This window comes from Bradyrhizobium sp. CCBAU 45394 (assembly GCF_028128655.1).
GTDB classification, from domain to species: domain Bacteria; phylum Pseudomonadota; class Alphaproteobacteria; order Rhizobiales; family Xanthobacteraceae; genus Bradyrhizobium; species Bradyrhizobium diazoefficiens.
On the sequence record NZ_LBIX01000144.1, the window covers coordinates 22,913 to 35,135 of the forward strand.

General features: G+C 64.4%; 5 protein-coding genes and 1 pseudogene. 3 read left to right on the top strand and 3 right to left on the bottom strand.

Features of this window, described 5'->3' with window-relative positions:
* Positions 1-15 precede the first annotated feature (15 nt).
* A complete protein-coding gene (locus tag WN73_RS14655) occupies positions 16-5,286 on the bottom strand; it encodes a DUF5801 repeats-in-toxin domain-containing protein (protein WP_271553460.1) in 5,271 nt (1,756 codons plus the stop codon).
* A 381-nt stretch (positions 5,287-5,667) separates the two neighbouring features.
* Between WN73_RS14655 and WN73_RS14660 the strand changes: the two genes are divergently transcribed.
* From WN73_RS14660 to WN73_RS14670, 3 genes are all read left to right on the top strand, one after another.
* A complete protein-coding gene (locus WN73_RS14660) occupies positions 5,668-6,324 on the top strand; it encodes a FecR family protein (RefSeq protein ID WP_097532197.1) in 657 nt (218 codons plus the stop codon).
* A gap of 53 nt (positions 6,325-6,377) precedes the next feature.
* On the top strand, positions 6,378-7,241 hold the full coding sequence (locus tag WN73_RS14665; RefSeq protein WP_038967162.1) for a tetratricopeptide repeat protein: 864 nt from the start codon (positions 6,378-6,380) through the stop codon (positions 7,239-7,241).
* Positions 7,242-7,547: 306 nt separating this feature from the next.
* Positions 7,548-11,291 carry a tetratricopeptide repeat protein gene (locus tag WN73_RS14670; RefSeq protein ID WP_271553463.1) on the top strand — a complete coding sequence of 1,248 codons (3,744 nt, stop codon included), beginning with the start codon at positions 7,548-7,550 and terminating at the stop codon, positions 11,289-11,291.
* A 54-nt stretch (positions 11,292-11,345) separates the two neighbouring features.
* On the opposite strand, the gene fliP is transcribed toward WN73_RS14670, so the two are convergent.
* Together fliP and WN73_RS14680 are read right to left on the bottom strand one after the other, a co-directional pair.
* A complete protein-coding gene (gene fliP / locus WN73_RS14675) occupies positions 11,346-12,098 on the bottom strand; it encodes a flagellar type III secretion system pore protein FliP (protein ID WP_011088559.1) in 753 nt (250 codons plus the stop codon).
* Positions 12,095-12,223: pseudogene (locus WN73_RS14680) on the bottom strand (flagellar biosynthetic protein FliO); the annotation flags it as partial. The pseudogene WN73_RS14680 and the gene fliP, both read right to left, overlap by 4 nt.

The window sequence follows — 12,223 nt, forward strand, 5'->3', positions numbered from 1 at the left end:
GTCGCCTTGTGTGCGTCACACGATCAGATCGTGCAGCACGTGAGCGCCAGTTGTGCCTGCCCCGTGAGCCGGATCAATATGCGACGGGGACAGTTCGTGCATTGACGCCGCCTCGGATTCGTGGGCTTTCCCGGCGTGCTCGTGATGACCGGACGGGTCTGAGGGATCATCCAATTGGACGCCGTGCTCCGGACCCTGGCCATGCGAAGCGCCATCCTTGAAGTCAAAGGAGTCGCCGACCTGGTGCGAACCGGCAGGCGCAGAGCCGTGCGCTGCATGACCGGCAGAGGGCGGATCGACATCCACCGGGCCGTGCTTCGGCGCATCGTGCTGTCCGGCTGCCTCGCTTGGAAGCGAATGACTGGCGCCGCCGTGGGCATGAGCAGCATTGTGGGCGCTGTCTGGAGCCGATGCACCGTGGTCCTCGTTGCCCTTCTCCAGCGTACGCCCGTGCCGGGCGAGCTGTTCGGCCGCATCTTGGAGCGCCGCGAAAGCAATCTCAGGCATGGGGGCACTTCCGGCGATCGCGTCATTGTTTCCGATCGTCGTATCGGTGCTGTCGGGCAGCGTTAGCTGATCGAAGACAAAGCTGGTCGCCGTCGGTGCGGCCTCGTCGTGCAAGATCGTGGACAGCCCGCTCGGTGCGGGCGTTACCGCGTCACTGCTGGTAATCTCTGCAGCGTGCGGCTGCACCCCGTCTGAGCTGGCGAAGCTGGGATGTTCGGTCCATGCAAACTGGTCCGAACTGGCAAAGACGCTGTGGGCCTGGTCGGTTGATCGGTCCGTCGCGTTCCAGTCAGCGAGGAGCGTGCCGTCGCTGAGTGTGGTCTCGGACGAACTGGTCGTCGTCACGGCGGTGGCGTCGCTTTGTGTCGTTGCGCTGAGATCGAGCGGGTCGCTGCCGGCCGCCAGCACGGCTGCCGCCGCCGGCGTCAGGGTGAAATCCGACGCGTCGATGGTCGCAATGCCCTGCAGATGGATTTCGATCAGGCCGGAATCGCCAATGTGCAGGGTCTGGTCGCTCGGATTGACATACACGATCGTTTCATTGGCCGCGCTGTCGTAGAGCCAGGCGATCGTGTGCGCCGGCACGGACGTGCTTGCCGAGCTCAAGGCCAGGAGAACGAAGCCAAGCCCGCCGAGAGCCGTCAAGTCGATCTTGTCGGATCCCGGGTTGAGATCGGTGATGGTGCCGAACTGGCCGGCCTTGGAATCCGCCGCGGACAAATGGACGAAACGGTCGTTCCCGGTGCCGCCGGTCAATTGGTCGGCGCCAAATCCGCCGATGATCGTTTCATTGCCCTTGTTGCCGTTGACCGCATCGATTCCCGCGCCACCGTGCGTCGTGTCATCGCCGTCATTGCCTTTGATCGTGTCGTTGCCGGAGCCGCCATGAAGAATGTCAGCCTGGCCAGTGCCGTTGACGGTATCTTTGCCGGCGCCCGTGGAGATGATCTGGCCCACATCGCCACCGGCCGCGATGGTTTCACTTCCGTGAGTCACAGGGGCGAAGGGAGGATCGCTCGTCACGGCCGGTCCAGCGGCCAGGTTATCGAAACCGTTGGGGGCGTCGCCGGCGCCATGGGCGGCGATGGTCACGACCTGCGTCGTCCCGTCGATGCTGGTCACGGTGAACGTGTCGGTCGGCGTGTCGCCAACATCGAGCGCCTGCACCACACTATTGTTGTTGTCCAGCGTGTAGGTCCACAGGCCCGCCGCGGTCATCGTGAACATACCGTAGCCGCCGTCGTTCGCCGTTGGCGAGCGCACCGCTGTGAAAGTGTTGGGCAGATTGACGTCGGTGTTGGTGAGCGCGCCGGAAGCGGTCGGCGTGCCAGGCGCGCCGCCCGCAGCCTCGATCATGGAGCCGGTCGCGGTCCCGGAGAGAGTGGCCCCATCGTTGGTGCCGTTGACGGCAGTCGTCACCGGCTGTGGGGGATCGCTCAAGGTGACACCACTCGCAATGTTAGTGCTGCCCAGAAGGTCTACTTGGAGGCCGGTCGTTGACGCATCGCCGTCACGGTCGACGGCCGTCACGTCAAACAGCAGATCGGTGCTGGGGATCCTGGATCCCTCGCTGTATGTGATGTTGTTGACGGTAAACGTAGCGTTGCCGGCTACCGCGTGATCGTACGACACCTCTATTCGGTTGAATTCCGATCCAACGTAGAGCGTATAGGTCGAAGTTGCGCCATCAAACGAGTAAGTGTTTACAAGCGCGAGATTCGAAGTCTCTTTCACCACGACGTGGGCGTCACCCGATGGCTTTGGAATGTTTATGCTGAAGTCGTGGATGTCGTTGGTGCCATCAAAGACCTTGAAGACGACGTCCGCAGCTCCGTTTCCTTGCCACTGCGTCAGCGCGAAACTGACGTCCGTTTGCACCGGCGTGAAGGCCAGATTCAAGGTTTCGTGTTGATCCATTTGCAGTCCGGTGTCGCCGACCGCGATGCCGTTGCTCGACGCTTTGACGTCAGCAGGGGCACCATTGAAATCGCCGGTGATGACGAGCAGACCGTCCGGAGCGGTGAGTGACGGCTGGCCACTCCCGGATGCTCCGAAATCGGAGCCGGTCACCGTCGTCTGCTGCAAGAAGCCGACGGTCTCGATGTCAAACGTGTAGGTTCCGTCTGGATTGATCAGCAGCCTAAAGTATGGATCGCTCAGCGTCCCGCTTGTATCGGTGAAGAACGCATCCAGCTCCACGCCGCCGCTCACCGCCTTGGTCGTATAATAGAAGGTGTAGTCATCACCATTCCCGGTCACGTGTACCGACGTGATGCCGCCGCCCAGATCCGTTGTCGCCAGATCGTACCCATTAACAGTGCCATTGTGGACGGCCACGCGCATCGCGCCCTCGCCATCCGCACCGAAGCTCACGTTGTAGGTGCCGTTCGCAACTTGATCGTCCTTGGCGACGATGGTTGCGATGCCAAAACCTCCAATCGTCGGGCCGTCGTCGGTGATGGTCAGCCGGCTGCCGAGATCAAGGCTCGCCGTCTGGAAGTCACCGTCCTTGTCAGTGATTGTCGCCGTCAGGTTCACAATCCCGGCGGTCAGCGAGACGCCTTCCCCGGCGTCGGGGTTGGTACCGAAAGGCTGCGTCACCGCACGGTACTCGGTGAAGGTCACGATTCCTGTCGCCGGATCGAGCGTGATGGTGAACGCCAGCGTGCCGCCGACGGTGCCAACATGGCCTTCAATGGTATTGCCTTTTTGCACCAGCACATCGGCCTGGCCAGTGTGCGAGTCGAGCAGACCCGACGCCATGCCGTTGCCGCCGGTGACAGACAGCGCATAGCCGATCGTCGCACCGTCCGCCCCCTGGATCGACGTGAACGCTGTCGAGAAGTTGCCTGACGTCGTCGTCAGCGTCGCGTCCGGCGTCGAGCCGGCGATGCTGTCGTCCAGCGCCGTAGCTGTCAGATGCGTCTCGCTCAGCGTCAACGACGGAGCCGTCCCCGTCGCCGCAATCGTCGGGCCGTCGTCGGTGATGATCAGCCGGCTGCCGAGATCACGGCTCGCGGTCTGGAAGTTGCCGTCCTTTTCGGTGATCGTCGCCGACAGGGTCACAGTCCCTTCGGTCAGCGACACGCCTTCCCCGCCGTCCGGGTTGGTGCCGGAAGGCTCCGTCACCGCGCGGAATTCGGTGAAGGTCACGAGCCCCGTCGTCGGATCAAGCGTGATGGTGAATGCCAGCGTCCCGCCGGTAGTGCCAACATGGCCTTCGATGGTGTTGCCGTTCAGGACCAGCACGTCGGCCTGGCCGGTGTGCGAGTCGATCAGGCCCGATGTCGTGCCGTTGCCACCGGTGATCGACAGCGCGTAGCTGATCGTCGCACCGTCCGCCCCCTGAACCGAGGTGAACGCCGTCGAGAAGTCGCCTGACGTCGTCGTCAGCGTCGTGTCCGGCGCCGAGCCAGCGATGTTGTCGTCCAGGGAGGTTGCCGTCAGATGCGTCTCGCTCAGCGTCAGCGACGGGGTCGTTCCGCTCACCTCAACCAACGGGCCGTGGATGGTGATCGTGACCACCTGCGCGGTGCCGTCGATGCTGGTCACCGTGAAGCTGTCGGTCAGACTGTCGCCTACATGGAGCGCTTGCACCTGACTGTTGGCCTTGTCGAGCGTATAGGTCCACACGCCGGCCGTTGTCATCGTGAAGGTGCCGTACTTGCTCGCGGCCGGCGAGCCGATCGCCGTAAAGGTATTGGGCGGGTCGTCGGGATCGGTATCAGTGAGCGTTCCGGTCGCGATCAGCGTGCCGGGCGAGGCATTGACCACGCCACCGGCCGCGATCGCTGAGCCGGTCGTCGTACCGGAAATGAGGGCTGCATCTTCGACGCCGTTGAGGGTGATCGGGAAGGGCTGACTGACCAAGAGCGAGCCATCCGCCACCGTGATAATGAAGCTTGTGGTCGTTGGCGCCTTCAGCGCATTGATCGCATCACTGTTTGGGACGAAGGTGTAGGCGCCGCTCCCGCTGTTGAGGTAAAGGGTGCCATAGGGGCCGGTTTGCGATACATCATACGTCACCCCGCCCAACACCGTGTTGCCGTTGGTGCCGCCGCTGATACCGAAGGTCAGTGTGGCATCACTGTTGCTGCTGCTTGCGGTGAACGTCCCGCTCGTCGCCGTGAATGTGTCAAACACCACGGTATCGAGTTCGGCCGGGCCGGCTCCGGTGTTCAGCGTCGGCGGCGGATGTATGATCAGAGGCGGAGGGAGGAAAAACGGTGAGACAGGCGCCAGCAAATCTTGCGCCGCGGGAGCCTCGGGCGGAATGAAATTGATCGGCTGTAGCGGCTGGGATTTGACGAAAGGAGGTGTGCCCGACCCGTGGGGGTCTCGCCCTTCCAGATTGGCAAGCGCGTCCTGCTGTGCCGCCCGCAACTCCTCCATGCGAGCAGCCGTGTTCGTGACCTGGTTCACGCTGACCGAGGAGCCGACCTTTTTGACGACGATCGTTTCGCCGGGATCCTCGACGATGATGTGCCGCGGGATCGGCTCCTTGGTCACAAGCTCGTATGCACCGTGCGCAAGGTCCTTGTAAGTGATGGCGTCGTCATCCAGGAACGTTACGTTCGGGTCTGCGGCCTTGACCTGTTTGATCATCGAGAAGAGCATTGCCGTGAGCGACAGCATCCCGAAGCCGCCGGCAGAGGCCCGCTCGCGAATCTGCGCAACGGGTCCATCAAGAGGGCCGCTCTTGGCCGCGTTCACTCGGTGACGCCTGATCGCAGCGGCTTCGCGCTCGTCCCCGGGCCTTCCAGCGGGCGTGACGGACATTGTTCGACCTCGATTGCCCAGCGTCGACCTCAGACATCGCCGTAGCTTTGCTGGCTTGCCGCGTCACGCGATCGGGAGCAATTTTGCGCCGGCAACCTTGGCCAGGCCCGCTGAAGGTCGTTGTTTCCGAGAATTCCGCCCAGGCCAGTCACGGCAGAATTGCTGTCGCTTCGCCTGACGGCACGGGGGAAAAGCTCGTTGAAATTGCCCGGCACGGATAGTGGCTCTTTCGGGCACGGCGATCAGCCGTTCGGATTAATCCGGAATAACCAGTTTGCCTGTCGTGGTTTGTCGCCGCTGGTCTGCCATGATGCCCGGTGGTGCCGACACCGTCGGAGCCGTTCGGATGCTCAAAACAACATCTTAAAAAAGGGGTGAGCCATGCGCACTCACGCAGCGACTGTTCTCGTGACAGGTATCGCCCTTGCGCTGGCCGCCTCGTCACCCCACCCAGTCCAGGCGCAGAGCGATTCTCCGCGGCGGGCCGTCCTGGATTCGTCGTCAAAGCCAATCGGGAAAGTTGTGGCAGCCGAGGGCTCGGTCATCATCGAGCATGTGGGAGCTGTCATTGTCCAGGCAAAAGTCCCGGGCGAATCCATCCAGACCAAGATTGGCGATCCGGTCTATTTGGGCGATGTGGTTCGAACCGATGCCGACAGTCGGGTCGGCATCAACTTCGTGGACGGAACCTCGTTCAACTTGTCGAGCAACGCCCGCATGAAATTGGACGAATATGTCTACGAGCCGGCTGGAAAGTCCAATTCGACGAGCTTCAACCTGACCAAGGGGACGTTCGTCTTTGTTGCCGGCCAGGTTGCGAAGACCGGCGACATGAGGATCGAAACGCCGGTCGCCACGATGGGCGTTCGAGGCACGACACCTCATGTCGAAATCTCAGATGACGGAACCACCAGGTTTTCCACTCTTATCGAAGAGGGCAAGAACAAATATCTGAAGAAGTCCGGCGGCACGGGGGCGCCGCGACCCGAGCAAAGGGCCGAGCACAAGCTCAATCTGAACATCTGCCGCGGGTGCTAACGCTGGTTCTAGCCTCCGCGCAATCGCCAGATCTCAGGGGACGGGGGCCTGACATGGAACCAAGATCGTCCGTCGCAAAAAGCGGAGTGGCGCTTGGCGTCCTGCTGTTGATTGGCTTGCCAGTCGCGGCCCAGAATTCCAAGGTGAAGACCAACTATCTCAGTCATATTGAACCGTGCAACGGGGTGGGTGCCACCCCGCTCGATGTCCGGATCGATGCCTGCACGGCTTTCATAGAGGCGAGTCAGGGTACGACGGCAGCTCTGGCTATCGCCTATAACAATCGCGGCAATGCCTACACCGCAAAGGGCGACTACGACAAAGCCATCCGCGATTTCGATCAGTCGATCGCGCTCAAGCCGACATACGCAAAGGCCTTCAACAACCGCGGTGTGGCTTACTTGAGGAAAGGCGAGTATGAGCTCGCGATCGAAGCCTTTGATGATGCGATCAAGCTCGATCCCGACTATGTCGCTGCCTTCGTCAACCGCGCCGGAGCCTATCTGAAGAAGAATGACCACCAGCGCGCGGCGCATGACTACGACGAGGCCATTCGTCTCCAGCCGGATTCGCAGGCCGCACGGAGCGGACGATGCTGGACCCGGGCGGTGCTTGGTGCCTGGCAGGCCGCGCTGGAGGACTGCGACAGAGCGCTTCAATCCGGATCGACCAGTGCTGCCGTGTACGACTCGCGCGGGCTGATTCACCTGAAGATGGGTGAGTTCGGTGCGGCGATCGCCGACTACAATTCTGCCTTGCGAGCCGCCCCGGAATTGGCGAGCGCGCTTTTTGGCCGCGGGCTTGCCAAGCTGAAGCAGGGCGACGCGATTGGCGGAGATTCCGACATTTCGGCTGCAAAGACGATTCAGGGCAACATCGGCGACGAGTTCGCGCATTATGGCGTCGGTCGCGACTGAGTTCACGACTGGATCTGGCTCGTCGATCATCGTGGAGGATTTTGTCGAGACGGCAGGCTGCGGCCCGGGCCGCGCCGGTCCCGCCCGGCGCCGGTGACGACGTGGTGTTAACGTCTCCTTAACCACTTGCTCTCCAGATTTGGAGCGCGAACGCCTAAGCCCACACGCGAGGCGTCGCGACGCGCTGCGCCGGATCAAGTCGCCATTACAGCATTAACAAGTCCTTAATTGGCAAAACCTACATTCGACGACATGGGCCGGCGCAATGTGCCGGTATGGGTCGTCGAACCGGAAGAAATGCCGCCAATGGCGCAGAAGGCTGCCGCTGGATTTGTGTCGCGAGCCCGCGCCCTGGCGTGGGGGCTGTCGCGTCATGTCCGCAACGCACCTGCGCTGGCAACCATCCTCCTGGTCGGCCTGATCGCCGCAAGCCCGGCGCGGGCGGACCCGATCCGGGGCGAGGCCAGTTTTTCGGCCGCCGGCGGCTTCGCGCGTCTCGTGATCAGGCTCGGCGAGGATGTTCCCTCCGAGGTCACGACGGCCGGCTCCATTCTCATCATCCGTTTTGACCGGCCGGTCGACGTGCCCGTCGACCGGGTTCCGGAGGGCGCGCCCGACTACGTCAACTCCGCCCGCCGCGATCCCGACGGCGGCGCCATCCGCCTGTCGCTAACGCGGCGCGTCACCGTCAACACCATGAATGCCGGCGAGCGCACCTTCATCGACCTCTTGCCCGAGGGCTGGAAGGGGCCGCCGCCGAGCCTGCCGATGGACGTGGTCAAGGAGCTCGCCGAACGCGCGCGCGTCGCTGAACGCGCCTTGCGCGCCCAGCGCGCCGCGGCGGAAAGCAAGAAGCGTCCGCAGATCCGTGTGCGCGCCTCGGTACAGCCGACCTTCGTGCGCTTCGTGTTCGAGATGCCCGACGGCGTCGGCGTGTCCTCCGTGCTCAACGAGCAGAAGCTCACGCTCGCCTTCAACGCCAACCTCAGTTTCGACCTCGCCGACGCAGTCGTCGCCGCGCCGCCGAACGTCGCCTCGATCAAGCAGAAGGCCGACATCGACCAGACCAATGTCGAGATCGCGCTGATCGGCGATTCCGACGTGCACTCCTTCCGCGACGAGAAGAACTACGTCGTTGACGTCTCCTTCCAGCCGGACAAGGGCAAGACGGCTGCGATGCCGGAGGCCGCGATTGCGCAGGCCAAGCCGGCCAGCCAAGGCCATGGACCGGCACCGGCCGCGGAAAAGCCGGCGGCCGAGAAGAAGGACGCCCATCGCGAGATCGCACCGCCGACCTCCGAGACGATCGCGCGCGAAGCCAAGATCGATATCAAGCCCGAGGTGAAGCCGGAAGCGCCTGCCGCGATGCCCGCCGCCGAAGCGCCGAAACCGGCGCCGGCTCCCGCGGCCGAAGCTGCGCACGCTGCGGAAGCGCCCAAGGAAGCGGCGAAGGAAGCCGCGAAGCCCACCCCGCCTGTTGCCGAGGCTCCAGCCGCGCCTGCAATGGTCGAGGCGCCCAAGGAGGTCGTGAAGGAAGCGGCGAAGGAGCCGGTCAAGGAAGCAGCCAAAGCTGCGCCCGCCGAGGCGCCGGCCGCGCCGCAGCCGGCCGCACCAAGCGTCGATGCGCGCCGCGACAGCGACGGCTTGCGCGTGACGTTCCCGCTTCAGGTCACAACGCCTGCGGCGGCGTTCCGCCGCGGCGATACCGTCTGGCTGGTGTTCGACACGCCGAAGCCGATCGACGTCGAGGCGATCCGCACCAAGGGCGGGGCGATGATCGGCGAGGTCGGCCGCATCCCCCTCGACAAGGGGCAGGCGGTACGCATCCGTCTCACCCGGCCGCTGGTCTACTCGCTGACGAGCGAGGAGGTCGGCAAGGAGACCAACTGGCTGCTGACGCTCGCCGACAAGATCCAGGCGACGCCGCTGCCGCTGATGATGTCGCGCAACATCACCGACCCCGCGCTCGCCAACATCGCGATTCCCTTCGCCAATCCGGGCCTGCTGCACAAGCTCACCGATCCCGACGCCGGCGACATGCTCTATGTCGTCACCGCGCAGCGGCCGGTGCGCGGCTTCATCAAGCGTCAGGACCTCGTCGATCTCTCGCTGCTGGAATCCGCCCATGGCATCGCGATCCGGCCGAACTCCGACGAGGTCGGCGTCGAGGTCGGATCCGACAAGGTCATTCTCGGCAAGAAGGGCGGACTGACGTTGTCGCCGGTCGACATCTCCGCCGAGCGCGCCCCGACCGCGGTGCGCCCGATCTTCAGCCCCGAAGCCTGGCGCAAGGGGCAGTCGGAAAACTTCATGGGGCGCCAGAGCGATCTGATCATGGCGATCTCGGCCGTCGAGCCTGCGCTGCGCTCGCTGCCGCGGCTCGACCTCGCGCAGTTCTACATGTCACGCGCGATGTATCACGAGGCCAAGGCCGTGACCGAATTGATGCTGAGCGATCCGCTCAACAAGGAGGAGAGCGGCGCGCTGATCATGCACGCGATCGCGAGCATCCTGATCGGCCGGCCGGCGCAGGGCCTGAAGGACCTCGCCAATCCCGTGATCGGCAACAGCCACGACTCCCAGCTCTGGAAGGCGCTCGCCCATGCGCGTCAGGGCAAATGGGCAGACGCGCGCGAGAAGTTCAAGAACGTCGAATTCGCGATCGCCTCGCTACCGCTCGACATCCAGCGCATCGTGACGATGGACGCGATGCGCGCCTCGCTCGAGGTGAAGGACTATGCCGGCGCCTCCAAGCGGCGCAGCGAGCTCGAGATCGTCGGCGTATCGCCCGAGGCTGCGCCCGGCTTCGCCGTTTTGCGCGGCAGGCTCGCCGAGGCGCTCGGCCACGACAAGGATGCGCTCGACGACTACAAGTTCGCGGTCGCCTCGAGCGACCGGCCGGCCGCGGCCGAGGCCAAGCAGCTCGAGATCGCGTTGCGGCAGAAGCGCGACGAGATCAGCAAGGAAGACGCGCTGCGCGAGCTCGAGACGCTGTCGATGACCTGGCGCGGCGACGCGATCGAGGTCAAGACGCTCCAGATGCTGTCGCAGATGTATGCCGAGAACGGGCGCTACCGGGACGCGCTCACGGCGGCGCGCACCGCGACGAAGCTGCAGCCGAATGCGGAAGCCTCGCGCCAGGCGCAGGATCTCGCCTCCGACCTGTTCACGCAGATCTTCCTGGGGCCCAAGGGTGACGAGCTGCCGCCGGTCGAGGCGCTCGGGATGTTCTACGAGTTCCGCGAGCTGACGCCGATCGGCCGCCGCGGCGACGAGCTGATCCGCCGTCTCGCCGACCGTCTCGCCTCGATCGATCTGCTCGACCAGGCCGCCGAGCTCTTGCAATACCAGGTCGACCACCGTCTCGAAGGCGCCGCGCGCGCCCAGGTCGCCGCGCGTCTTTCCATGATCTATCTCGCCAACCGCAGGCCGGACATGGCGATCTCGGCGCTGCGCGCGAGCCGCATCAGCGATCTTTCCGGCGAGCTCAGGCAGCAGCGTCTGCTGCTGGAGGCGCGGGCGCAGAGCGACGTCGGCCGGCACGATCTCGCGCTCGACATCGTCTCCAACGTCTCCGGACGCGAGGTGCTCCGCCTGCGCTCCGACATCTTCTGGGCGGCGCGGCGCTGGCGCGAGTCCGCCGAGCAGATCGAGCTCTATTACGGCGAGCGCTTCCGCGACTTCAAGCCGCTCAATGCGGTGGAGAAGAGCGACATCATCCGCGCCGCCGTCGGCTACGCGCTCGCCGACGATTCGATCGGCCTGTCGCGCTTTCGCGAGAAATACGCGCCGCTGATGAGCGAGAGCGCCGACCGTCTCGCCTTCGACATCGCCAGCAAGCCGGCCGCGGCCTCCAGCGCCGAATTCGCCGAGATCGCCAAGCTGGCTGCGAGCGTCGACACGCTCGACGGCTTCCTGCGCGAGATGAAGCAGCGCTTCCCCGACGCCACCGCCCGCGCGCCAGCCGGGCCGCAGGCCAAGGAAGAGACCGACCACACCGGCTCGCTGCCGAAGATCCCCGCCCTGCGGCAGATCAAGATGACGCGGTAGCAATCTCGCGACGCGAGACAGGTCCGGCTTCGTCGCCTGAGGGTGGCTTTTGCCTCATCCCCCGTAGCTCTGCACCAAGCTCCCAGCCACCAGCGACCAGCCGTCGACCAGGACGAAGAAGATCAGCTTGAACGGCAGCGATATCGTTGCCGGCGGCAGCATCATCATGCCCATCGACATCAGCACGGAGGCGACGACGAGGTCGATGATCAGGAAGGGCAGGAACAGCAGGAAGCCGATCTCGAAGGCGCGCTTCAGCTCGGAGATCATGAAGGCGGGGATGAGGATGCGGAGCGCGAGCTCGTCGGGGGTGGCCGGCGGCGGCTCGCCGGAGAGGTCGAGGAACAGCTTGAGATCCTTCTCGCGCACGTTCTTCTGCATGAAGCCGCGCAACGGGACCGAGGCGCGCTGGAGCGCATCCTCGACGCCGATCTGGTTGGCGACGAGCGGACGGATGCCTTCGTCGTAGGATTTTTGCAGGACCGGCCCCATCACGAAGAAGGTGAGGAACATCGCGAGCGCGATGATCACCGAGTTCGGCGGCGCGGTCGCCGTGCCCATCGCGGTGCGCAGGAGCGACAGCACGACCACGATGCGCGTGAACGACGTCATCATGATCAGGATCGACGGCGCGATCGACAGCACCGTGAGCAGCGCGATGAGCTGAATCGCGCGCTCGGTGACGCCGCCGCCCTGGCCGCCGAGATTGATGCTGATGTCCTGCGCATGCGCCAGGCCTGCGAGCGAAGCCGCGCCGATCAGGACAGAAAGAAAAAGAACTCTACGCGGGAGGGCCGGCAGCCTCACGAAGACGGCTTCGGACGGCCGAGCAGGGAGGCCATCTCGTCTTCGAGATTCTCAAAGCTGGTCTTTTCCGGGGCGGGCTTCGGCGGCGGGGCCGGGGGTGCCGGCGGTTCGCTGCGTGCGGCGCG

Excerpts from the sequence above, each read along its gene's own strand:
- WN73_RS14670 (WP_271553463.1), top strand. The coding sequence starts at position 7,548 with ATGGCGCAGAAGGCTGCCGCTGGATTTGTGTCGCGAGCCCGCGCCCTG.
- WN73_RS14655 (WP_271553460.1), bottom strand. The coding sequence starts at position 5,286 with ATGTCCGTCACGCCCGCTGGAAGGCCCGGGGACGAGCGCGAAGCCGCT.
- WN73_RS14665 (WP_038967162.1), top strand. The coding sequence starts at position 6,378 with ATGGAACCAAGATCGTCCGTCGCAAAAAGCGGAGTGGCGCTTGGCGTC.
- WN73_RS14660 (WP_097532197.1), top strand. The coding sequence starts at position 5,668 with ATGCGCACTCACGCAGCGACTGTTCTCGTGACAGGTATCGCCCTTGCG.